Annotated in this window: 18 protein-coding genes; 11 read left to right on the top strand and 7 right to left on the bottom strand. The window is 73.9% G+C overall.

The window, feature by feature from the left end:
• Nucleotides 1–29 precede the first annotated feature (29 nt).
• From ACFWI8_RS20705 to ACFWI8_RS20695, 3 genes are read right to left on the bottom strand one after another with little or no spacing between them, the layout of a single operon-like run.
• Nucleotides 30–1121: an ABC transporter ATP-binding protein gene (locus ACFWI8_RS20705; RefSeq protein WP_387093512.1), complete on the bottom strand. Its 1092-nt coding sequence runs from the start codon at nucleotides 1119–1121 to the stop codon at nucleotides 30–32.
• A complete protein-coding gene (locus tag ACFWI8_RS20700) occupies nucleotides 1114–2889 on the bottom strand; it encodes an ABC transporter permease (RefSeq protein ID WP_387093509.1) in 1776 nt (591 codons plus the stop codon). The genes ACFWI8_RS20705 and ACFWI8_RS20700 overlap by 8 nt, the downstream gene beginning before the upstream one ends.
• A gap of 50 nt (nucleotides 2890–2939) precedes the next feature.
• Nucleotides 2940–4112, bottom strand: coding sequence for an ABC transporter substrate-binding protein (locus tag ACFWI8_RS20695; protein WP_387093506.1), 1173 nt, complete (start codon nucleotides 4110–4112; stop codon nucleotides 2940–2942).
• Between the two features lie 229 nt (nucleotides 4113–4341).
• Here ACFWI8_RS20695 and ACFWI8_RS20690 point away from each other — a divergent pair, with 229 nt between their 5' ends.
• The 3 genes from ACFWI8_RS20690 (at nucleotide 4342) to ACFWI8_RS20680 (ending at nucleotide 6491) form a co-directional block, all read left to right on the top strand.
• On the top strand, nucleotides 4342–5403 hold the full coding sequence (locus tag ACFWI8_RS20690) for an Ldh family oxidoreductase (protein WP_387093504.1): 1062 nt from the start codon (nucleotides 4342–4344) through the stop codon (nucleotides 5401–5403).
• Entirely contained in the window at nucleotides 5400–5702 is a 303-nt protein-coding gene (locus ACFWI8_RS20685; protein WP_387093502.1) for a putative quinol monooxygenase, read from the top strand. The genes ACFWI8_RS20690 and ACFWI8_RS20685 overlap by 4 nt, the downstream gene beginning before the upstream one ends.
• Before the next feature lie 75 nt (nucleotides 5703–5777).
• Nucleotides 5778–6491 carry a FadR/GntR family transcriptional regulator gene (locus ACFWI8_RS20680; RefSeq protein ID WP_387093499.1) on the top strand — a complete coding sequence of 238 codons (714 nt, stop codon included), beginning with the start codon at nucleotides 5778–5780 and terminating at the stop codon, nucleotides 6489–6491.
• Between the two features lie 25 nt (nucleotides 6492–6516).
• Here the strand turns inward: ACFWI8_RS20680 and ACFWI8_RS20675 are convergent, their stop codons facing one another.
• The gene (locus ACFWI8_RS20675; RefSeq protein WP_387093496.1) at nucleotides 6517–7809 is read right to left on the bottom strand and encodes an alpha-galactosidase; all 1293 of its coding nucleotides are present in this window, start codon (nucleotides 7807–7809) and stop codon (nucleotides 6517–6519) included.
• 172 nt (nucleotides 7810–7981) lie between these two features.
• Between ACFWI8_RS20675 and ACFWI8_RS20670 the strand changes: the two genes are divergently transcribed.
• The 6 genes from ACFWI8_RS20670 (at nucleotide 7982) to ACFWI8_RS20645 (ending at nucleotide 17319) form a co-directional block, all read left to right on the top strand.
• A complete protein-coding gene (locus ACFWI8_RS20670; protein WP_387093494.1) occupies nucleotides 7982–9031 on the top strand; it encodes a LacI family DNA-binding transcriptional regulator in 1050 nt (349 codons plus the stop codon).
• Between the two features lie 213 nt (nucleotides 9032–9244).
• The gene (locus tag ACFWI8_RS20665) at nucleotides 9245–10189 is read left to right on the top strand and encodes a carbohydrate ABC transporter permease (RefSeq protein WP_387093491.1); all 945 of its coding nucleotides are present in this window, start codon (nucleotides 9245–9247) and stop codon (nucleotides 10187–10189) included.
• A complete protein-coding gene (locus ACFWI8_RS20660) occupies nucleotides 10182–11036 on the top strand; it encodes a carbohydrate ABC transporter permease (RefSeq protein WP_387093488.1) in 855 nt (284 codons plus the stop codon). The genes ACFWI8_RS20665 and ACFWI8_RS20660 overlap by 8 nt, the downstream gene beginning before the upstream one ends.
• A gap of 43 nt (nucleotides 11037–11079) precedes the next feature.
• Complete coding sequence (locus ACFWI8_RS20655) at nucleotides 11080–12393, top strand: ABC transporter substrate-binding protein (RefSeq protein ID WP_387093486.1); 1314 nt, start codon at nucleotides 11080–11082, stop codon at nucleotides 12391–12393.
• A gap of 61 nt (nucleotides 12394–12454) precedes the next feature.
• Nucleotides 12455–14533: a beta-galactosidase gene (locus ACFWI8_RS20650; RefSeq protein WP_387093483.1), complete on the top strand. Its 2079-nt coding sequence runs from the start codon at nucleotides 12455–12457 to the stop codon at nucleotides 14531–14533.
• A gap of 89 nt (nucleotides 14534–14622) precedes the next feature.
• Nucleotides 14623–17319, top strand: a complete 2697-nt coding sequence (locus tag ACFWI8_RS20645; RefSeq protein ID WP_387093480.1) for a GNAT family N-acetyltransferase — start codon at nucleotides 14623–14625, stop codon at nucleotides 17317–17319.
• A gap of 24 nt (nucleotides 17320–17343) precedes the next feature.
• Here ACFWI8_RS20645 and ACFWI8_RS20640 read toward each other — a convergent pair whose 3' ends face one another.
• Complete coding sequence (locus ACFWI8_RS20640) at nucleotides 17344–18186, bottom strand: universal stress protein (RefSeq protein ID WP_387093478.1); 843 nt, start codon at nucleotides 18184–18186, stop codon at nucleotides 17344–17346.
• 183 nt (nucleotides 18187–18369) lie between these two features.
• On the opposite strand from ACFWI8_RS20640, the gene ACFWI8_RS20635 reads away from it, so the two are divergent.
• Complete coding sequence (locus tag ACFWI8_RS20635; protein WP_387093476.1) at nucleotides 18370–19023, top strand: pyridoxamine 5'-phosphate oxidase family protein; 654 nt, start codon at nucleotides 18370–18372, stop codon at nucleotides 19021–19023.
• Between the two features lie 42 nt (nucleotides 19024–19065).
• On the top strand, nucleotides 19066–20046 hold the full coding sequence (locus tag ACFWI8_RS20630) for an Acg family FMN-binding oxidoreductase (protein ID WP_387093473.1): 981 nt from the start codon (nucleotides 19066–19068) through the stop codon (nucleotides 20044–20046).
• 18 nt (nucleotides 20047–20064) lie between these two features.
• Here the strand turns inward: ACFWI8_RS20630 and hypE are convergent, their stop codons facing one another.
• Together hypE and hypD are read right to left on the bottom strand one after the other, a co-directional pair.
• Nucleotides 20065–21120, bottom strand: a complete 1056-nt coding sequence (gene hypE / locus ACFWI8_RS20625; RefSeq protein WP_387093471.1) for a hydrogenase expression/formation protein HypE — start codon at nucleotides 21118–21120, stop codon at nucleotides 20065–20067.
• On the bottom strand, nucleotides 21117–22229 hold the full coding sequence (gene hypD, locus ACFWI8_RS20620; RefSeq protein WP_387093468.1) for a hydrogenase formation protein HypD: 1113 nt from the start codon (nucleotides 22227–22229) through the stop codon (nucleotides 21117–21119). Before hypD ends, hypE begins: the two co-directional genes overlap by 4 nt.
• Nucleotides 22230–22255: the final 26 nt, after the last annotated feature.

Below are 22255 nucleotides of genomic sequence, written 5' to 3'. Positions count from 1 at the left end.
CCGGGCGCCGCCGGCCGTCAGACGTACGTTCAGGTCGTCGTCAGGTAGAGGTGGCAGTCTTCCGGGCGGATCAGCAGGTTGATCTCGCGGGCGTCGTAGGAGATCGCGCTCTCCGCCTGGAGGGTCAGGTCGCCGACGGTGAGTTCGTACTCGAACCGGGCCCCGGTGTACGAGCGTTGGGTGATGCGGGCGCGCAGCACGTTCACGCCGGACGGGTCGCCGTCGACGTGTTCCGCCAGGGTGATCCGTTCGGACCGGAGGCCGACCGTCGCCGCGCGCCCCGCCGCCGCGCCCGCCGCGTGCGGCACCCGCAGGTGCTGGCCGCTGCCGGCGAGTTCGACCCGTACCGTCGCGCCGTCGCCCGGGTCCGTGTCGACGCGGCCGGCCAGCAGGTTGCAGCGGCCGATGAACCCGGCGACCTCCGGGGTGGCCGGCGACTCGTAGATCTCGGCCGGCGTCCCGACCTGCCGCATCCGTCCGTCCATGAAGACGGCGACGCGGTCCGAGAGCGACATCGCCTCGACCTGGTCGTGCGTCACGTAGACCGTGGTGATGCCGACCTCGCGCTGCAGCGTCTTCAGCCAGGAGCGGGCCTGGTCGCGCAGCTTGGCGTCGAGGTTGGAGAGCGGCTCGTCGAGCAGCAGCACGCCGGGCGAGTAGACGATGCCGCGGGCCAGCGCCACCCGCTGCTGCTGCCCGCCGGAGAGCTGGTGCGGGTAGCGGTCGCGCAGCGGCAGCATGTCGACCTTCGCCAGCGCGTCGTCGATCAGCTCGCGCCGCCGGTCCTTCGGCACCTTCCGCAGCTTCAGCGGCAGCGCCAGGTTGTCGGCGATCGTCATGTGCGGCCACAGCGCGTACGACTGGAAGACCAGGCCCAGGTTGCGTTCCTCGGGCGGCACGGTGCGGGAGCGGCCGTCGAAGAAGACCCGGTCGCCGACGCGGATGGTGCCGGCGTCCGGGTTCTCCAGGCCGGCCACGCACGACAGGGTCGTGGACTTGCCGCAGCCGCTCGGCCCGAGGAGGGTGAAGAACTCGCCGTCGGCGACGGTGAAGGTGATGTCCTCCAGCACGGCGTTGCCGCCGAAGGACTTGACGAGGTTCTCGACGACCAGCTCAGGCATGGGTGCGCCTTCCCTTCAGCAGGATGCCGGCCAGGCCGGCGACGACGGCGGTGACGGCGATCTGGATGGTGGCGAGCGCGGCGACCGAGCCGGTCTCGCCCTGCGTCCACAGGTCGATGGCGGTGGTGCCGATCACCTGGGACTCGGTGCCGGCCAGGAACATGGCCGGCGCGTACTCGCGGATCATCTGCGTCCAGATCAGCAGGAACGACGCCAGCATCGCCGGCACCAGCAGCCGGAGCAGGACCCGCGAGACGGTGCGCCACCAGTCGGCGCCCGCGACCCGGGCCGCGTTGTCCAGCTCCCGGCCGATCTGCAGGACCGAGGGGGAGACGGCGCCGAAGGCGGAGGGCAGCGCCCGGACGCCGAAGGCGATGATCAGCGCCAGCAGCGTGCCGCGCACCAGGTCCCCGCCGGGCGCCCAGGCGAAGGCCCAGAAGAAGCCGATGCCGATGATCAGCCCCGGGATGGCGTGCGGGGCCAGCGCGGCCGTCTCCAGCAGCCGGGCGAAGCGGAAGTCGGAGCGCCTGGCGACCAGGACCACGCAGGTGCCGACGACGGTCACGGCGACCGAGCCGATCAGCGCCACCGTGATGCTGTTGAGGATGGACTCGGTGTAGGGGCGGTAGGAGAAGATCAGCTCGAAGTTGTCGAGCGTCAGCAGCGAGAGCGGGTTCACCAGCGGCGTGAGCAGCGTGGTGAACGCCCGCAGGATCAGGGCGGTCATCGGCAGCAGCACACCGAAGGCCAGGTAGGTGCCGACGAAGGCGAAGCCGAGCCAGCGCCAGCGGCCCAGGTCGAGCAGCTGGGAGCGGTTGGCCTTGCCGCGCACCGACACGAAGCGCTGCGCCTGGGCGAGCAGCCGGGTCTGGAGCACCACGAGGCCGATGGTGGCCAGCAGGATCAGGGTTGAGGCGGCGCCCAGCAGCCCGTAGTCCGGGTTGATGGAGTTGATGCCCTCGTCGTAGAGGAAGCTGGAGAACAGCGTGATGCCGGCCGGCTCGCCCAGGATCAGCGGCACGGACAGCGTCTCCACGGCGGTGCCGAAGATCAGCAGCCCCGCGTAGAGCATGGGCGGCCGCAGCATCGGCACCACGATCGAGCGCAGGATCCGCGCCGGGCCCGCGCCCACCGTGCGGGCGGCGCTCTCCAGCGAGGTGTCCGAGGAGGCCAGCGCGTTGGCGCAGAACAGGAACGCCACCGGCACCTGCGCCACCGCCTCGACGAACGCCATGCCGTGCAGCGTGTACAGGTCCCAGGGCACGAAGCCGCCGTAGGCGCGCAGCGCGGTGCTGACGAAGCCGGCCGGGCCGTAGACCACGATCCAGCCGAAGGCCAGGACCAGCGGCGAGATGTAGATCGGCCAGCGGACGAGCTGCTCGACGAGCCGGGCCCCGGGGAAGCGGGTGCGGGTCAGGAGTATCGCCATCGGCACCGCGATGGCCAGCGCGAAGACCGTGGTCAGCAGGGCGAAGAGCAGCGTGTCGAGGACGATCCCGCCGAAGCCGGCCTCGGTGAAGAGCCGCCCGTAGTTCTCCAGCGTGAACACCCCGCCGGCGGCGTACAGCGGCTGGTCGCGCACCGACTGGGCCAGGATCGGCAGCACCGGCGCGAGCACCAGCGCGACGGTGACCAGGAACGTCAGGTAGTGGATGAGGACCTCGCGGCCGGCGCCGAGGAAGCGGCGGTAGCCGGGGACGCCGAGCTCTCCCGCGCGCGGCGGCCCCGGCGGGGCGTCGGGGGGCGCCGGACTGGTCTGGATGGCCATGGGCTCTCCGTGGAGTGTCGGGGGCGGTTCGTGGTGCGGCGGAGGGGGCGTCAGCCCATGGCCTGCTCCCAGCGGTGGAGGTAGGACTCCTGGTCCGCCTCGTCCACCGGGTCGTAGGGGTGGATGTGCACGCGGTCCGCGCCCAGCAGGCGCCGCACGTCCTGGAGGCTGTCGACGTCCGACTGCTCGACGTCCGGCCGGTAGGGCGTCAGGACGCCGGCCGCGGCCGCCGCCTGGCCCTCGGTGGAGAGCAGGAAGTCGAGGAAGAGCCGGGCCGCGTTCGGGTGCGGCGCGGTCGAGACGATCGAGGCGGCGCGGGGCACCAGGACGGTGCCCTCCTCGCAGTACGTCCAGCCGAGCAGCCCGCCGCTGCGCTTGGCGGCGGAGACGGCGGTGGCCCCGCTGATGTTGATGGAGGCGTCGTACTCGCCCGACACGACCTTCTCGACCAGGGTCCCCGAGGAGTGCTCGGCCCTGGCGAAGGGCAGCACCCGGGCCATGTTCTCCCAGCCGCCGGGGACGCTCCCGGTGTAGCCGTGGTTGGTGGCGTAGCCGAACGCGTTGGACGGGTCGTAGGCGCCGATCTTGCCGCGGAACCTGGAGGGTTCCGCCTCGCAGAGCTCGCCCAGGTGCGCGAGCCCGCGGGGGCGGCGCGCCTCGTCCAGCGTCCGCCGGTTGTAGAGGATGACGACCGGGTCGACGGAGAACGTCCAGACCCCGGGCAGGAGCTCCGCGAACTCCGGCAGCCGGCTCTTCTCGGGCGAGACGTAGTCGGCCGCGAGCTCGCGGGTGGCGTAGTCGGCCCAGTTGCCGGGCCCGTTGGAGACCAGCAGGTCGGCCGGCGAGGTGCCGATCGCCGCCTCGCTGTAGTAGCGCTCGTAGACGGCCGAGTTGCCCAGGTTGGTCGCCCGGACGTCGGTGAGCCAGGGGTAGCGGTCGGCGAACGCGTCGAAGATCGGCTGCCAGACGGTCTGCGAGGTCTGGGAGTAGATGACCAGCTTCAGCTCCCTGCGTGAGCCGTCGACCAGCGTGGCGTAGTCGGTCGGGTAGTAGCCGGGGACGGGCCGGGCGGCGGCGTCGGCGTCGGGGCCCGCGCAGCCGCCGAGCGCGCCGCCGGCGGCCACCACCGCGCCGGCCGCGGTGGCGCCACGGAGGACGGCGCGGCGCGAGGGGCCGCGGGCGGGGGCGGGTCGGGGGCCTGAGCCGGGACGAATGCGAAACATGGGGGCTCTTTCCCTATCTGGCACGACGGCGTGTCAGCGACGAACATGGATGCCAACCGGTCAACCTGTCAACCGTCTGAACCGAACGACTTCGGCGCGTGATGTCGGGTATGCGGATGTTTCGTGGGTTTCGGTGCGGGGATTTGGCTCCGAGATCTGGTTTACCGGTTGACATCTCCCGGGGTGGCCGAGGCATGCTCGCAACCCACCGTGGAAGTGAGGACCCGCCATGCCCCATCTCGTCGGCGCCCCGGAGCTGCTTCGGTTCGCCACCGCCACCACCCGGGCCCACGGCGTCCCGGCGCGGGACGCCGAACTGCTGGCGCACTCGCTGGTGACCGCCGAGCTGTGGGGCCACCCGTCCCACGGCATGCTGCGGCTGCCCTGGTACCTCGACCGGCTCGCCAACGGCGCGATGACCCCCGTCACCGAGCCCGCCGTCGTCAGCGACAACGGCGCGGTGCTGGTGCTCGACGGCCGGGACGGCATCGGTCAGGTGATCACCGACCGGGCCGTCGAGCTCGGCGTCGAGCGCGCCCGGCGCCACGGGATCAGCACGGTCGGCGTCCGGAACTCGGGGCACTTCGGCACCGCCGCCTACTTCACCCGCAAGGCGGCCGAGCGGGGCTGCGTGGCGATCCTCGGCACCAACGGCAGCCCGGCCATGGCCCCCTGGGGCGGCCGCGAGAAGCGGGTGGGCGCCAACCCGTGGTCGATCGCCGCCCCCGGCGGCCGGCACGGCGTCGTCGTGACGGACATCGCCAACACCGGGGTGGCGCGAGGCAAGATCTACCACGCCAAGGAGCGGGGCGAGCCCATCCCCGAGGGCTGGGCCGCCGACGCCGACGGGGCGCCCACCACCGACCCGCGCCGGGCCGTCGAGGGCCTGATCCTGCCGATGGGTGGCCACAAGGGCTACGCGATCGCCTTCATGTTCGACGTGCTGGCCGGGGTGCTGACCGGCAGCGGCTTCGGCACCGACGTCGTCGGCCCCTACGTGCCCGACGCGCGCAGCGGCTGCGGACACCTGCTCATCTGTCTCGACGTCAGGGCCATGGCGGATCCGGACGAGTTCGCCCGGCGGGTCGAGACGCTCGTCGAGCGGACCAAGGCCACACCGACCGCCCCCGGCGTCAGCGAGGTCTTCGTGCCGGGCGAGCCGGAGACCCGTACCGCCGAGCGGCTGCGCGTGGCGGGCGTCCGCCTCGTCGACGAGACCTGGGCCTCGCTCACCCGGATCGCCGCCGACACCGGCGTGGCCCTGCCGGCCGCCGAGGAGGTGGCGGCGTGATCGCGCTGACCGTCTCACTCCAGGTCGTCCCCGGCCACCGCGACGCCTTCCTGGCCGCCATCCGGGAGCAGGCCGAACGCTCCTTCACCGACGAGCCGGGATGCCGTTACTTCGACATCGTCTGCGACCTGACCGACGACCACCACTTCGTCTTCCACGAGCTCTACGACGACGAGGCCGCCGTCGACGCGCACCGCGCCGCGCCCCACTACCCGGCCTGGCAGCGGGCGGTCGCCGAGTACGTCGTGCCGGGCAGCCGCGTCAACACGCTGTCCCGCCTGTTGTTCCACCACTCCTGAGTGGTGCGCGGACGCCTTTCCGCTTTCCGCGTCGGCTACGGTGCGGGAATCAACCGAGGTGGGGAGAGCACGGCGATGGCAGGACTGACACGGATCGAGCGGGGCGAACCGGCGACGCCGGCCGTAGAGGTGGCCAGACGCCTTCTCGACCACCTCCTCACCTCCGGCCAGGTGCGCGCCGGCGACCGGCTGCCGCCCGAGCGACAGTTGGCCGAGACCTTCGGCGTCGGGCGCTCGGCGGTCCGCGAGGCCCTGAAGTCGCTCAGCCTGCTCGGGCTCGTCGACATCAGGCAGGGCGACGGCACCTATGTGCGCGACGCCAGCTCCGACCTGCTGCCGCAGGTGCTGGAGTGGGGCCTGCTGCTCGGCGACCAGACCGTGGACGACCTGCTGGAGGCCAGGGCCTGCGTGGAGACCGACCTGGCCGAGCTGGCCGCGGTGCGCCGCACCGACAACGACCTCGTCGCGCTCGACACCCACTTCTCCCGGATGACGGCGGCCCACGAGGACCCGGCCGCCTACCTGGAGGCCGACCTGGCCTTCCACCGGGCGCTCGCCCAGGCCGCCCACAACGTGACGCTGGCCGGACTCCAGGCCCGACTTGAGACGCTGGTCGCCGTGTGGATCAAGCAGAACATCCGCAACCCACGCGAGGGACGGCTCGCCGAACACACCGCCGTCCTGGACGCCGTGCGGGCCGGCGACCCGCGGGCGGCACGGGAGGCCATGCGGGCCCACATGGCCTCGGCCACGCGACGGCTACGGGCACGGCTGGCCGCGAACCAGTAACGGGCGGGCTGACGGCCGCGTGCCGTCAGCCGCGCGGTGTCAGCCGGTAGAGCGCCGCCCCGTGTGCCGGCAAGGCGATCCGTAGGTGGCGGCCGTCGTGGGGGGTGTCGGTGTGGGTCCACAGTTCCCGGAGCCGGTCGTCGGGGTGGGCGCCGATGTCGCCGAGGGGGACGGCGAGGTGGCGGGGCTCGTCGGCCAGCGAGAAGACGGCGGCGTAGCGGGTGTGTTCCTCGGTGTCGCGGGCGGTCCACAGGATCAGGTCGCGTTCGCGCAGCACCTCGCGGTTCTCCCGGCTGTGGAACAGGACCTGGAGTGCCTCGTCGTTGGTGAGCAGGGCGATGGTCCCGGGTGGGCTGGTGGGCAGGTCGCCGCCCATCATCAGCGGGGAGCGGGAGATCAGCCAGAGGGTCAGCAGGCTGGTCTGCTCGGGGGCGGTGAGGCCGCACATCCGGTCCTCGCCGCGTTCGGCCCGGATGCCGATGTGGCCGAGGGGCAGCATGTCGGCGTCCGCCCAGCCGTGTTCCGACTGCCAGGGTGCCCAGCGGGCCATGCGGGCGAACTGCGCCCGGACGTCGGGCCAGCGGTCCCACAGGTCGTCGCAGACCCGCCACATGGTGGCGTTGGCCCGCAGGTGGTCGAGGTGGGCGAGGGAGACGTCGGTGCCGGGGGAGAGGCTCAGCTCGATGGGCCGGCCGCTGCGGGCGATGGCCCGGGCGTAGGCGGCGATCTCCCGCTCGTGGTACGGGAAGAGCATGTCGTCGGCCTTGACGAAGTCCACGCCCCAGGCGGCGAACTGGGCGACCTGCGCGTCGTAGTACGCCTGGGCGCCGGGGTGGTTGTGGTTCAGGCCGTAGTTGTCGGAGTTCCAGGGGCAGACCGAGCCGGTGTCGGCGATCTCGTCGGCCGTGAAGTCGGTGCCGGCCACGGGCAGTCGGGCCGCGACGGCCCGGCGCGGGATGCCGCGCATGATGTGCAGGCCGAACCGCAGGCCGAGTTCGTGCACCCGGGCGGCGAGCGGACCGAACCCGGCGCCGCCGGCCGCCGAGGGGAACCGGTTGGGCGCGGGCAGTTGGCGGCCGTGGTCGTCGAGGACCAGCGGGGCGTCGGCGTTGTAGCCGTGGGCGCGGGCGGTGGGCTCGTACCACTGGATGTCCACGACCACCGTGTCCCAGCCGTGCGGCAGCAGGTGATCGCGCAGGAAGACCGCGTTGGCCAGCACCTCGTCCTCGGTGACGGTGGTGCCGTAGCAGTCCCAGCTGTTCCAGCCCATGGGCGGGCGCAGCCGACGATCGGGCAGCGGGCGTGCGGATCTGGTCATGTCCGGTCGTTTCTGTCGGGTGATGTTCGCCGGCCGGACTCTAGAGGCGCGCTGACCGATCACACAAGGGATTCGCGCGGGTCCGAGATCGCCCGGCTCTCCTACACTGAGCCGCGATGATCCCGGCGCCCGACGGCCGGCCCGGCGCGGAGAGCGGAGGAGGGGGGCACCCATGGTGGACGAGTCGTTGCCGCGCCCGCGCGCCGCGCGGAAGCCCCCGACCATCTACGAGGTCGCCGAACTGGCCGGGGTGTCCCACCAGACCGTCTCCCGATTCCTGCGCAAGGACCCCGGCATGCGCCCCGGGACGGCGGACCGGGTGGCGCGGGCCGTCGCCCAGCTGGGGTACCGGCCCAACCAGGCGGCCAGGACGATGCGCACCCGCCGCTCCAACCGGCTCACGGTCATCCTCCCCGGCTCCACCGAGCGCATGCCGACGGGGCTGCTCGGCGGCGCCGCCGCCGCGGCGCACGAGGCCGGCTACCTGCTGGACGTGGTGAGCCTGGAGGGCGACGCCGCCACCCGCGCCACCCGCCTGGAGGCGCTGCTCCAGCCGGAGAGCACGGACGGGATCCTCTCCTTCACGCCGCTCGGCGACGGCACCGAGGGGCCGGCCCTGTCGGACTTCCCGGTGCCGGTCGTCGTCGACGGCGCCTACGACGACGAGATGCGGTCGCTCGGCGTGTACGCGGACGCCTCGACCGCCGCCGACCTGCTGCGGCACCTGGCGGAGCTCGGGCACCGCCGCTTCGTGCACGTCACCGGGCACCTGGCGTGGGCGTCGGCGCGGAACCGGCGGGCGGTGTACGAGGCCACCGTCGCCGAGCTCGGGCTCGAGTCCTGCGCCGTGGTCGAGGGCGACTGGAGCACGGGGTCCGGCTGGCGGGCGGCGACCGAGGTCATCGCCGGCTCCGGCGCCACGGCCGTGTTCGCCGCCTCCGACCGGCTGGCGTTCGGCGTCATCCTCGGGCTGCGGAGCGTGGGCGTCGAGGTGCCGCGGGACGTGAGCGTCTTCGGCTGGGACGACGACGAGCTCGGCCGCTACCTGACGCCCCGGCTCACCACCGTCCGCGTGGACCAGCAGCGCCGCGGACGCGAGGCCGTCCACCAACTGCTGGCCCTGCTGCGGGGCGAACCCGCGCCCGGGCGGGCCGACGTGGCGCTGCTCAACCGCGTCATCCTGCGCGACTCCACAGGCCCCGCGCCCGCCCGCCCCGCCTGACAGCGGCCGCCTCCCCGCCCGCCGCGCGTAGTCGCGAAATCTTCGCGAAACAAGGGTACGCGGGCCTTGTGTTATCGATCACGCGCCTCTTAGAGTCCACGCCACGTTCGCGCGAACGATCCCGGTGGTGCCGCCGCGCGCCACTCCCTTCGCACGGAGAAGGCCCAGCCATGTGTGTGAACACGTCCCACCGCCGACCCGAGGGAGCGCCCGATGAGCGCGCTGGGTGAGTTCCGGTCACTCAGCCGGTCCCGCAGCCGCCGGGCCGGCCCGCCGGACGCGGAGGAGAAACGCGACAACAAGGCGGCGCTGTTCTTCCTCGCGCCCTGGCTGATCGGCCTGCTCGGCATCACCCTCGGGCCGATGATCGCCTCGCTCTACCTGGCCTTCACGGACTACAACCTGCTGCAGGACCCCGAGTTCACCGGCCTGGACAACATCCGGCGGATGCTCACCGACGACCGGCTGGCGCAGTCCCTCCAGGTCACCTTCGGCTACGTCCTCGTGTCGGTCCCGCTGCAACTGGCCGTCGCGCTCGGCCTGGCGCTGCTGCTCGACCGGGGCGTGCGCGGTCTCTCCCTCTACCGCTCGGTGCTCTACCTGCCGTCGCTGCTCGGCACCAGCGTGGCCGTCGCCGTGTTGTGGCGCCTCGTGTTCGGCGTCGACGGCCTGATGAACGCGTTCCTCGGGCTCTTCGGCATCGAGGGGCCCGGCTGGATCGCCGACCCGGACACCGCGCTCTCCACGCTGATCGTCCTGCACGTGTGGACCTTCGGGGCGCCGATGGTGATCTTCCTCGCCGGTCTCCGGCAGATCCCGCGCGAGCTGTACGAGGCCGCCGCGACCGACGGGGCGTCGAGGACCCGGCAGCTGTTCTCCATCACGCTCCCGCTGCTGAGCCCCATCATCTTCTTCAACCTGGTGCTCGGCCTGATCGGCAGCTTCCAGTCCTTCACCCAGGCGTTCATCGTGTCCAACGGGACCGGCGGGCCCAGCGACTCCACCCTCTTCTTCTCGCTCTACCTCTACCAGGAGGGCTTCACCAGCTTCCGCATGGGATACGCCTCGGCGCTCGCCTGGCTGCTGCTGATCATCGTGGGCGCCTTCACCGCGCTGAACTTCTGGGCCTCGAAGTATTGGGTTTTCTACAATGACTGACACCCTCAAGCCCAGTGCCGGGCGGCGCGTCGGCAGCGTCCTCAAGCACACCGGGCTGATAGCCGTCTGCCTGCTCATGCTCTACCCGCTGCTGTGGATGGTGGCCAGCTCGCTGCGGCCGAACGACGACATCTTCACGAGCTCGGGTCTCTTCGTCGACACCTTCGACCTCGACCACTACCCGACCGGCTGGGACGCCCTCGGCTATCCGTTCAGCACCTATCTGCTGAACTCGTTTCTCGTGGTGCTCGGTTCGGTGATCGGGAACCTCGTCTCCTGCTCCATGGCCGCCTACGCCTTCGCGCGGTTGAAGTTCCGCTGGCGGCGGTGGGCGTTCATGATCATGCTGATCTCGATCATGCTGCCGATCCACGTGCTGATCATCCCTCAGTACGTCGCCTACGCCCAACTGGGCTGGATCAACACCTACCTGCCGCTGGTCCTCCCCAAGTTCCTGGCCACGGACGCGTTCTTCATCTTCCTGATGGTCCAGTTCATCCGCGGCATACCCCGGGAGCTGGACGAGGCGGCCAGGATCGACGGCGCCGGCCACGTCCGGATATTCGGTCGGATCATGCTGCCGCTGATGGTCCCGGCCCTGGCCACCACCGCGATCTTCACCTTCATCTGGACCTGGAACGACTTCTTCAGCCAGCTGATCTTCATCACCAAGCCCGACCTGTACACGGTCCCCGTGGCCCTGCGGTCCTTCATCGACGCGCAGTCGCAGTCCGACTTCGGCGCCATGTTCGCCATGAGCGTCGTCTCCCTCGTCCCGGTGTTCCTGGTGTTCCTCTTCGGCCAGCGGTTCCTGCTCCGTGGCATCGCCACCACCGGCGGCAAGTAGCGACCCGGCCACTGGACTCGTAACCGGAACAGAGAGGAAGACCATGAGACTTCGAGTGCCACGCGCGGCGTGCGCCGCCGTCACCGCCGGACTCGTGCTCGCCGGCTGCGGCCTCGGCGCCGATCCCGTCCACCACCCCGAACTGTCCGACGGGGACGTGACGATCTCCATGAACTGGTGGGGTGCGGACGCCCGTATCCAGCAGACGATCCAGGCGATCGAGCTGTTCGAGGAGGAGTACCCCAACATCGACGTCGAGCCGGTGTACTCCGACTGGAGCGGCTACTGGGAGCGGCTCGCGACGTCCACCGCCGCCGGTGACATGCCGGACGTCAGCCAGTTCGACGCGCTCTACCTCGCCTCCTACGCCGAGCGGGGCGCCCTGCTCGACCTGGCGAGCGTCGACAACATCCTCGACCCCTCCGCCCTCCCGCCGGAGATCCTCGACTCGGGCCGGGTGGGCGGCACCCTGTACGCCGTGCCCACCGGCGCCACGACCAACGGCATCCTCATCAACACCACGCTCTTCGAACGGTACGGCGTCGACCTCCCCGACACCGACACCTGGACCTGGGACGACTTCCAGCGCGCCGCCGTGGAGGTGACCCGGGCCTCCGGCGGTGAGGCGCACGGCCTGACCCCCTTCGGCGCCGGCTCGTTCGACCTGAACGTCTGGGCCCGTCAGCACGGCGACCAACTCTTCGACGCGGAGGGCGACCTCGCCCTCGACCCCGACGTGCTCGCCGGCTTCTGGCAGCGCGAGCTCGACCTCATCGACAGCGAGGCGTCCCCCTCGGTCGCCCAGCTCAGCGAGAACGTGGGCGTCCCCCTCGACCAGGGCGACCTCGTCACCGGCCAGACGGCCATGGGCTTCATCCCCGCGGGGCAGTTCGTCGCCTACCAGTCGGCGGCCCCCGACTTCGACTACGACCTCGCCAACTGGCCGACCGACCCCGACACCGCGGACGGTTTCCAGTACCTGAAGCCCGCCATGTACTGGTCGGCGGCCTCGACCACGGAACACCCCGCCGAAGCCGCGCTGTTGATCGACTTCCTCGCCAACGACACCCGCGTCGCCGAGCTCTTCGGCCTCGACCGGGGCGAGCCGGGCAACCCCGCGTTCCGGGAGGTGGTCGAGCCCACCCTGGACGCCGCCGGCCGGGAGTCACTCGCCTTCAGCGAGGCCATGGCCCAGGAGGTCGGCGAGACCCCTCCGATCATCCCCAACGGCGCCAGCGACATCGACGCCCTGCTCAACCGCTACAACCAGCAGGTCCTCTTCGGCGAGTCGTCGCCCGAGGAGGCGGCCGAGTCGTTCCTGGCCGAACTCGGCGACTCGATCACCGCGGCCGGCTGAGGGCAGCAACCCCGGCGGACACCGCACCGGAACCGCACCACACCCCAGGGAGCACCCAGCCATGTCTCGTCCCGATGCCGCCGACGCCCGCCTGGCGGGTCTGCGGCGAAGGCTGCAGGGCCTCGCCTACGGCGGCGACTACAACCCGGAGCAGTGGCCGGCCGAGGTCTGGAGGGAGGACGTCCGGCTGATGCGGGAGGCCGGGGTGAACCTGGTCACCGTGGGCGTGTTCTCCTGGGGGCTGCTCGAACCGCGGCCGGGCGACTTCGAGTTCGGCTGGCTGGACGAGGTGATGGACCTGTTGGGTGAGGCCGGGATCGGTGTCGACCTGGCCACGCCGACCGCCGCGCCGCCGTCCTGGCTGGCCCACGAACACCCCGAGACGCTGCCGGTGGACGGCGAGGGCCGGCGGATCGCGTTCGGCGCCCGCATCCACTACTGCCCCTCGTCCCCCGTCTTCCGGTACCACGCGGCGCGGATCGCCGAGCGGCTCGCCGGGCGCTACGCCGGCCACCCGGCGCTCGCCCTGTGGCACATCGGCAACGAGTACGTCGGGTTCCCCTGCCACTGCCCGGCCTCGACGACGCACTTCCGGCGCTGGCTGGCGGACCGGTACGGCACCGTCGACGCCCTCAACGACGCCTGGGGCACCGCGTTCTGGGGACAGCGGTACGACTCCTTCGACCACGTCCCGACGCCCGCGCCGCGCTCGCGGCTGCTCTCGGGACCCAACCCCGGCCAGGTGCTCGACTTCCACCGGTTCTCCGACGCCGCCGCCCTCGAGTGCTTCGCCGCCGAACGCGACATCGTCCGCCGCCACACTCCGGACCTGCCGGTCACCACCAACTTCATGGGCTCCTTCAAGAACCTGGACTACTGGCGCTGGGCTGCCGAGGAGGACGTCGCGGCCCTCGACGTCTACGCCAGGCCACACGACCCCGAGGGGCAGCTGTTCGCCGCCTACAACTTCGACCTCATGCGCTCGCTGCGCGGCGGGCGGCCGTGGCTGATGCTGGAGTCGGCCACCGGCAACAACCTCACCCCAGCGCGCAACTCCGCCCGCCCCGAGGGGCAGTTGCGGGTGCGCTCGCTCCAGGCGGTGGCCCGTGGCGCGGACTCGGTGATGTTCTTCCAGTGGCGGGCCTCCCGGGCGGGCGCCGAGCGGTTCCACTCCGCGATGGTCCCGCACGGCGGCACGGCCACCCGCACCTGGCGCGAGGTGGTCGCCCTCGGCCGGGACGTGGCGCGGCTCGCCGACCTGGCGGGCGGCGGCAAGGAGCCGGCCGAGGTGGCCGTGGTCTGGGACTGGGAGAGCTGGTGGGCGCTGGAGGGCCTCGACCACCCTTCGAACGACGTCGAGTTCAGGGCCCGGCTCCTGGACCACTACCGGCCGCTGTGGGGCGCGAACATCCCGGTCGACTTCGTCCGCCCGAGCGACGACCTCACCGGCCGCCGCCTGGTGGTGGTCCCCAACCTCTACCTGGTGGACGACGCCGGGGCCGCCAACCTCACCGCGTACGTGCGCGGCGGCGGGCACCTGCTGATGTCGTACTTCTCCGGCATCGTCGACGAGCACGACCGGGTGCGGGCCGGTGGCCACCCGGGTGCCTTCCGCGACGTCCTGGGCATCACCGTCGACGACTTCAACCCCCTGCAGCCGGGCGTGACGCTCGGCCTGGCCCTCGCGGACGACGCGGAACACGGGGAGCGCGCCGGCACCGCCACCGACTGGCAGGACGTCGTCGTGCTCGCCGGCGCCCGGGCGCTGGCCCGCTACACCGACGGTGAGTCGGGTGAGCCGCCGGCCGTCACCAGGCACCAGTTCGGCGCCGGCACCGCCACCTACCTCGGCACCTCGCCCGACCGGGAGACCATGCGCCGCCTGGTCCTGGGGGCCGCCACCGCCGCCGGCGTCACGCCCGTCCTCGACACCCCGGACGGCGTCGAGGCCGCCCGCCGCCGCGCCCCCGACGGCACCGACCACCTCTTCCTGCTCAACCACACCGCGCGGGAGGTGGAGATCGACCTCGGCCCCACCGGAGCCGGAACGGTCGACCTGCTGGCCGCCGCCGCGCCGGAGCCCGTCACCGGCCACCTGCTGCGGCTGCCGCCGTACGGCGCGGCCGTGCTGCGCGAGTAGCCCCGGGGGACGGCCGGTTCGGCCGGCCGGCCCAGCCCGGTCGCGGGGGCCGGCCGGGCGCGGTAGGCAGGTGCCATGGAGGCAGCGCCATGACGGGCCCCCGGTACACCGCGGCGGCGGGGGTGCACGCCCTGCTGTCCGACGGGACGACGGTGGAGGTCCGGCCGGCCCGCCCCGAGGACCACGCCGAGGTGGCGCGGCTCTACCGGGAGATGTCGCCCGAGAGCGTGCGGTCGCGGTTCTTCGCCGCCGGCGCCGGGCTCGGCGAGCGGGCGGCCCGCCGGGTGCGGGACGCGGCCGGCACCGGGTACCTCGCGCTGCTGGCGCTTGCCGGGGCCCGGGTCGTCGGCATCGCGGAGTACGAGCGGTCGCCGCGTGACCCGACGACCGCGGACATGGCGGTCGCGGTGGGCGAGGGGTGGCACCGGCGCGGCGTGGGGACGCTGCTGCTCGAACACCTGGCACACGCCGCCCGGGCGGCGGGGGTCACCTCGTTCACCGCGGACGCGCTGGCCGACAACCAGCAGGTGCTGAAGGTCTTCGCCGACCTCGGGCTGCCGGTCTCGCGGCGCTTCGAGGGCGGCGAGGTGCGCTGCGCGGTCCGCCTGGACATGGGCGACGAGCGCTACCTGCGGGCGGTGGACGAGCGGGACCGCCGGGCGGACGCGGCCAGCCTGCGGTGGGTGCTGCGGCCCGGCTGCGTGGCGGTGGTGGGCGCCGGGCGCCGCGGCGGCTCGGTGGGGCACGAGGTGCTGCGGAACATCCGCCGCGGGCGCTACACCGGGTTGCTGTACGCGGTGAACCCGCACGCGCGGTTCGTCGAGCACGTGCCGGCCTACCCCACGGTGGGCGCGCTGCCCAGGGTCCCCGACCTGGCGGTGCTCGCCGTGCCGGCGCCCGAGGTGCCGAGGGTGGCGGAGGAGTGCGGGGCCGCCGGGGTGCGGGCCCTGGTGGTGCTGACCGCGGGGCTCGACGCCGAGCGTGGCGCGGCGCTGCTGGCCGCCTGCCGCACCCACGGGATGCGCCTGGTGGGGCCCAACTGCCTGGGGGTGGGCAACCCCGAGGACGCGGTGCGGCTGGACGCGACGTTCGCGCCGCCCGGCGCCGTGGCCGGCACGGCCGGGGTGGCCGTGCAGTCCGGTGGGGTGGGGATCGCGCTGCTGCGCGGCCTCTCCCGGCTGGGCATCGGGATCTCGAGTTTCGTCTCGCTCGGCGACAAGTACGACGTCAGCGGCAACGACCTGCTGCGCTGGTGGGAGGCGGACGGCCGCACCGAGCTCGCGGTGCTGCACCTGGAGTCGTTCGGCAACCCGCGTGCCTTCTCCAGGACCGCCCGCCGGGTCGCCCGCCGGATGCCGGTGCTCACGGTGGACGCCGGCCGGTCGCCGGCCGGGCGGCGGGGCGCGGCCTCGCACACCGCGGCCGCGGCGACCCCGACCATGAGCCGGCAGGCGCTGTTCGCCCAGGCCGGCGTCGTCGCGACCCACAGCATCGGCGAACTGTTGGGCGTGGCGGCCCTGGTGCACGGCCAGCCGCTGCCCGGCGGCCCCGCGGTGGCGGTGGTGTCCAACGCGGGAGGCGCCGGCGTGCTGGCGGCCGACGCCTGCCAGGAGGCCGGCCTCACCGTGCCGGAGCCGCCGCCCGAGCTGGCCGAGGCGCTGCTGGCCGGCCTGCCGGCGGGCGCCGGCGTCGCCAACCCCGTGGACGTCACACCCGCGGTGACCGAGGCCCAACTGGCGTCGTGCGTCGGCCGGCTGGCCGGGCACGGCGCCTACGACGCGGTCCTGGTGGTGCTGGTGCCCACCGCCCTGGCGACGGCCCGGGGCGAGGACCTGACGCGGGGTCTCACGGCAGGTCCCGCCGTACCGGTCACGGTGGCCGCCGTGCTGCTCGACCAGGTAGAGCCGGTGCGCCTGCTGCCGGCGCGCGGGCGGCCGCTGCCCGCCTACGCGGACGCCCCTGCGGCGGCACGCGCCCTGGCCAGGGCCGCGGCGCACGCCCGGTGGCGGGCCCGCCCGGCGGGCACGGTGCCCGAGCTGGCCGGGCTGGACCCGGCACGGGCGGCCGGCCTGGTGGAGTCGTTCCTGCGCGGGCGGCCGGACGGCGGCTGGCTCGACCCGCCCGACTGCGTGGCGCTGCTGGACGCCTACGGCATCGCGCTCGGGCCCTCCGCCTGGGTGACCGGCGAGGCGGAGGCCGCCGCCGCGGCGGATCGGCTGGCGGGGCCCGACGGGCGGGTGGCCGTGAAGGCGTACGGCCCGGGGCTGACGCACAAGAGCGCGCAGGGGGCGGTCCGGCTCGACCTGGTGGGCGAGGCGGCGGTGCGCGCCACGTTCCGCGACTTCACGGCGCGCCTCGGCGACCGGATGGGCGGCGTCCTGGTCCAGCCGATGGCGGCGCCGGGCACGGAGCTGATCGCCGGGGTCACCCAGGACGAGGTGTTCGGCCCGCTGGTGCTGTTCGGGCTCGGCGGCACGGCGACGGAGGTGCTCGCGGACCACGCGGCCCGCCTCGCGCCGCTGACCGACACCGACGCCCACGAACTGATCGGCGCGCCACGGTGCGCCCCGCTGCTCCTGGGCCGGCACGGGGCGCCACCGGTCGATCTGGCCGGGCTCGAAGGGCTGTTGCTGCGGCTGTCGCGGATGGCCGAGGACCTGCCGCAGCTGGCGGAGGCCGAGCTCAACCCGGTGGTGGCCAGGCCGGACGGGATCACCGCGCTCGACGTGCGGATCCGGCTGCTGCCGCGCCGTCGCCACGATCCCTACCCGAGGCGCCTGGGGTGAACGGGGCCGGCCGGCGCCGGGGTCTCAGGACCTCGGGATCACGGCCACCGGGCAGGCCGCGAAGTGCAGCAGCGCGTGGCCGGTGAGGCCGAGGTGCAGGCCCTCCTCCCCACGCCGCCGGTGGGCGCCGACCACCAGCAGGTCGGCGGCCTCGGCCGCGTCCAGCAGGGCCGGGCGCGCGGGGCCCTCGGTGATGTCCCGCGACACCCGGACGCCCGGATGGCGCTCGGCCGCCCGTGCCAGCGCGTCGGTCAGCAACCCCCTGGCGGTGGCCTCGTCGGCGACCCGGGACTCGTCGGTGGCGGCGCGCCAGGCGTGCAGGACCAGCAGCTCGCAGGACCTGGCCGCGGCCTCCCGGAACGCGAACTCCAGGGCCTCCGCGTCCCGCACCGGTTCCTTGACGCCGAGCACGACGCGGCCGAAGCCGCCGGTCAGCGCGGGTCGGGTGCCACGCACCACCACGACCGGGCTGCCGGCGCGGCCGGCCACGCCGAGGCTGACCGAGCCGAGCAGCATGCTGGTCAGCGGCCCCCGGCCCCGCGACCCCACCACCACGGCGAGGGCGTGCCGGCTCTCCTCGAGCAGGGCCTGCACGGGGGGTTCCGCGACGATGTCGACGGAGACCTTGACGTCGGGCTGTCGGTCGGTGGCGCGCCGCTCGGCGGCGGCCAGCACGTTGCGGGCCAGCGTCCGGCTCTCCGGCCGGTCGACGCCGGCGGAGGGCGTGAGGGCCTCGTAGCGCTCCCAGAAGGAGGCGTAGACCAGGCGCAGCGCGCACCCGTGGCGCGCGGCCTCGTCGGCTCCCCAGTCGACCGCCGCCAGGCTGGACTCCGATCCGTCGACCCCCACCACCATGGGCTGTTCCACCGCTGTCACCGCCTCCGAAGGTGTCCAGGCTTCCCTTCCCAGCACAGCACCTCCGGCCGGTTCGCGCCACGTGGCCGCCGGCCGGCCGGCGATCCGCGCCCCACACCCGGTTTCATCTCGGCATTCCGGGCAAATCGGAAGGGGCTGGGGAGGCGGGAGTGGAGTCGGCGAGAGGAGCACGACGTGCCGGCATCGGGCAGCGGACGCGGCGACGTGGGGCGGCGGCTGGCCGCCCGCCGCGAGAGGCTCGGGCTCACCCCGGAGGACGTGGCCGAGCGCGCCGGCGTGGCCGCCAGCTACGTCCGCTACGCGGAACGGCGCCCCGACGCGCCGGACACCGCCGCGCTGCTGCGGCTGGCGGCCGCCCTCGAAACCTCGGCCGCCGAGCTGCTCGGCGGCGGCTCCGAGCTCCCGCCGGGGCGCGGCGAGGCCGCGCGGCGCCCGGAGCTGGTGCCGATGAGCGGGGCGGAGTGCCGGGAGCACCTCGCCACCCACGGCGTCGGCCGGGTCGCGGTGTCCACGCCCGAGGGGCCGGCGATCTTCCCGGTGAACTACACGGTGGTGGACGACGCGATCGTCTTCCGGACGGGGCGGGACAGCCCCGCCGCCCGGGCCGCGGGCGCCGACGTGGCCTTCGAGGTCGACCACGTCGACGACGCGCTCAGCCGGGGCTGGAGCGTGCTGGTCACCGGCCCCTCCCGGCAGGTGACCGACCCGGCCGAGGCGAGTCGGCTCGACGAGGCCGCCCGCAGCGAACCCTGGGCGGGCGGCGAACGAGAGCGCTGGGTGCGGATCACCACCGCCCGCGTCACCGGCCGCCGCATCCGCACCGGCTGAACGTCCGAGTGCCCCGTCCGAGCGCCGAGGAGGAGAACACGCATGGCACCGACCGCCGGGCTCGACGCCGCGACCGTGGAGAGACTGGTCTCGGCCGCGACCAGGGCCCCCTCGATCCACAACACCCAGCCCTGGAGCTTCCGACTGGCCCCCGATCGGGACACGTTGCTGGTGCGCGCCGTGCCGAGCCGGACGCTCCAGGAGACCGACCCGACGGGGCGCGCCCTGCACGTCTCGACGGGCACCGCGCTGTACAACCTGCGGGTGGCGGCCGCCCACTTCGGACGCGGCACGGCCGTCCGGCTGCTGCCCGACCCGCACGAGCCGGGACTGCTGGCCGCCGTCCGGGTCACCGACGACCGGGACGGGCGGGGGGAGAAGGACCTGTACGACGAGGTGTGGCGGCGGCACAGCAGCCGTTTCCCGTTCGAGAACCGGCCGCTGCCCCGGGGCGTGGTGGACGACCTGGTCGCGGCGGCCCGCGTGGAGGACGTCGCGCTGTACCTGCCGGACGCGGACGAGGTGACGCGACTGCTGCGGCTGACCGCCGAGGGCGAGTGGCGCAACGCCCACGAGCCCGGGCGGCGCGAGGAGAGCCGCGAATGGGTCAGGGAGGCCGGCTCCTACGGCATCGGCCCGGGACAGCTCGGCCCCGGCGACCAGGGCGGCAACGTGCCGGTGCGGGACTTCGCCGGCCTCGCCCCCGCCCTGCCCACCCGGGTCTTCGAGCGCAACCCGGTCATCGGGGTGCTGGCCACCACGCACGACCGGCGCACGGACTGGCTGCGGGCCGGCGAGGCGCTGGAACACGTGCTGCTGGTCGCCACCGGCCACGAGGTCCGCGCCTCCCTGCTGCACCAGGCCCTGGAGTGGCCCGACCTGCGGGCCGCCCTGCACGGCCCCGACCGGCCACCGGAGCACGTGCAGATGCTGATCAGGCTCGGCTACGGGCCACCCGGCCAGCCGAGCCCGCGCCGGCCGGCGAGCGAGATCACCGGCGCGGAGCCGCGCACCCCCTGGTGACCCCGGCGGCGCCCCGGTTCAGCAGATCCGGGGCAGCAGCTCGCCGAGCGGCAGCTCGACGATCCGCCGCGCCCCGACCAGGGTCCGCAGCACCACCCGGCCGGCGGGCCCCTCGGTCGTCTCACCGACCCGGACCGCCGCCGCGCCCTCGGGCAGGGAGCGCAGCAGGCGCAGCGCCTCGTCGGCCGCGCCGGCGGCGACGAACGCCACCAGGCAGCCCTCGTTGGCCACCTGGAGCGGATCGAGACCCAGCAGGTCGCAGGCGGCGGCCACCTGCTCGGGCACCGGAACGGTGGCCTCGTCGATCTCCACCTCCACTCCCGAGTCGCGGGCGATCTCGTTGAGCGAGGCGGCGAGGCCGCCGCGGGTGGGGTCGCGCAGGGCGTGCACGGCGTCGCCGAGCGGGGCCAGCGCCCGCACGAGGCGGTGCAGCGGCCGGGTGTCGGAAGCCACGTCGGTCGCGAAGCCGAGGCCCTCGCGGGTGCTGAGCACGGCCGTGCCGTGGGCCCCGATCGGGCCGCTGAGCAGCACCGCGTCGCCGGGGCGGGCACCCGCGGCGGAGGGCGAGAGCCCCGGCAGCCGGCGGCCGACGCCGGTGGTGGTGACGAACAGCCGGTCGGCGTGGCCGCGCCCGACGACCTTGGTGTCGCCGGCCACCACCGGCACCCCGACCGCGCGGGCCGCCGCGCCGAGCGAGTCGAGCACCGCGCGCAGTTCGGCGAGCGGCAGCCCCTCCTCGACGACCAGCGCCACGGTGAGGGCCAGCGGTTCCGCGCCGCGCATGGCCAGGTCGTTGACGGTGCCGTGCACGGCCAGGGCGCCGATGTCGCCGCCGGGGAAGAACAGTGGGCTGACCACGAAGCCGTCGGTGGTCATCACCAGGGTCTCGTCGGTGGGCACGGCGGCCGCGTCCTCCAGGGGCCCGGCGCCTGGGGCGACCGCCGGCAGCACGAGCGTCTCCAGCAGCTCGGCGGAGAGCCGGCCGCCGGCGCCGTGGCCGAGCAGCACCCGTGCGCCGTCCCCGGCACGGGGCAGCGGGCAGTCGAGCGTGCGGGTGGTGGCCTGTTCGGTCACGCGGGGCTCCCGGCGGGGGCGGCGGCGGTGCGGCCCGCCGAGTGGAAGGCGGCGCAGGTGCCCTCGGTCGAGACCATGGGCGCGCCGAGCGGGGTGCGCGGGGTGCAGCGGGTGCCGTAGGCGGCGCAGTCGGTGGGCAGCCTGGCGCCGGTGAGGATGGCGCCGGCGATGCAGTCGGGATGCTCGCTGGGGCGGAGCGCGCCAACGTCGTGACGGCGGGCGGCGTCGAAGGCCGCGAACTCCTCGCTGAGCCGCAGGCCGCTGGCCGGCAGCGGGCCGAGGCCGCGCCAGACCTGGTCGGCGACGCGGAACACCCGGCGCACCGCCCGTTGCGCCTCGGTGTTGCCGGTCCTGCGCACGGCGCGCGCGTACTGGTTCGCCACCTCGGCGCGGCCCTCCTCCAGTTGCCGGACGGCCATGAGGACGCCCTCCAACAGGTCGAGCGGCTCGAAGCCGGTGACCACGATCGGCACCCGGTAGCGCTCGGCGATCGGCTCGTAGGCGGTCCAGCCCATCACCGCGCAGACGTGCCCGGCGGCCAGGAACGCCTGCACCTCGCAGTCCGGGTCGGCCAACAGCGTCGTCATCGCCGGCGGCACCAGGACGTGGCTGACGAGCAGGCTGAAGTTGGTCAGCCCGAGGCGGGCGGCGTGCAGCACGGCCATCGCGTTGGCCGGGGCGGTGGTCTCGAAGCCCACGGCGAGGAAGACGACCTCGCGCCCGGGCTCGCGGCGGGCGATCTCCACCGCGTCCATCGGCGAGTAGACCACGCGCACGTCGGCGCCCCTGGCCCGCGCCGACAGCAGGTCGGTGGACGAGCCCGGCACCCGCAGCATGTCACCGAAGCTGGTGAACACCACCCCGGGCCGCTCCGCGATCGCCATCGCCCGGTCCAGGGTCTCCAGCGGGGTCACGCAGACCGGGCAGCCGGGCCCGTGCACCATGCGGACGCCGGCCGGCAGCAGCTCGTCGATGCCCTGGCGGACCAGCGTGTGGGTCTGGCCGCCGCACACCTCCATGATCCGCCAGGGCCGGGTGGCGACGGCGGTCAGCTCGGTCAGCAGCCGCCGGGCGAGCACGGGGTCCCGGTACTCGTCGAGATAGCGCACGGTGCGTCCTTTCCGGGGTCGGGTCG

Source organism: Streptomyces sp. NPDC127098, from assembly GCF_042722465.1.
Lineage (GTDB): Bacteria > Actinomycetota > Actinomycetes > Streptomycetales > Streptomycetaceae > Streptomyces > Streptomyces millisiae.
Note: the sequence above shows the minus strand (reverse complement) of the source record. Positions and strands in the feature narration are given on the sequence as shown.

Excerpts from the sequence above, each read along its gene's own strand:
- ACFWI8_RS20690 (WP_387093504.1), top strand. The coding sequence starts at position 4,342 with ATGCCCCATCTCGTCGGCGCCCCGGAGCTGCTTCGGTTCGCCACCGCC.
- ACFWI8_RS20695 (WP_387093506.1), bottom strand. The coding sequence starts at position 4,112 with ATGTTTCGCATTCGTCCCGGCTCAGGCCCCCGACCCGCCCCCGCCCGC.
- ACFWI8_RS20630 (WP_387093473.1), top strand. The coding sequence starts at position 19,066 with ATGGCACCGACCGCCGGGCTCGACGCCGCGACCGTGGAGAGACTGGTC.
- ACFWI8_RS20655 (WP_387093486.1), top strand. The coding sequence starts at position 11,080 with ATGAGACTTCGAGTGCCACGCGCGGCGTGCGCCGCCGTCACCGCCGGA.
- ACFWI8_RS20670 (WP_387093494.1), top strand. The coding sequence starts at position 7,982 with ATGGTGGACGAGTCGTTGCCGCGCCCGCGCGCCGCGCGGAAGCCCCCG.
- ACFWI8_RS20665 (WP_387093491.1), top strand. The coding sequence starts at position 9,245 with ATGAGCGCGCTGGGTGAGTTCCGGTCACTCAGCCGGTCCCGCAGCCGC.
- ACFWI8_RS20705 (WP_387093512.1), bottom strand. The coding sequence starts at position 1,121 with ATGCCTGAGCTGGTCGTCGAGAACCTCGTCAAGTCCTTCGGCGGCAAC.
- ACFWI8_RS20675 (WP_387093496.1), bottom strand. The coding sequence starts at position 7,809 with ATGACCAGATCCGCACGCCCGCTGCCCGATCGTCGGCTGCGCCCGCCC.
- ACFWI8_RS20680 (WP_387093499.1), top strand. The coding sequence starts at position 5,778 with ATGGCAGGACTGACACGGATCGAGCGGGGCGAACCGGCGACGCCGGCC.
- ACFWI8_RS20660 (WP_387093488.1), top strand. The coding sequence starts at position 10,182 with ATGACTGACACCCTCAAGCCCAGTGCCGGGCGGCGCGTCGGCAGCGTC.
- ACFWI8_RS20650 (WP_387093483.1), top strand. The coding sequence starts at position 12,455 with ATGTCTCGTCCCGATGCCGCCGACGCCCGCCTGGCGGGTCTGCGGCGA.
- ACFWI8_RS20645 (WP_387093480.1), top strand. The coding sequence starts at position 14,623 with ATGACGGGCCCCCGGTACACCGCGGCGGCGGGGGTGCACGCCCTGCTG.
- ACFWI8_RS20700 (WP_387093509.1), bottom strand. The coding sequence starts at position 2,889 with ATGGCCATCCAGACCAGTCCGGCGCCCCCCGACGCCCCGCCGGGGCCG.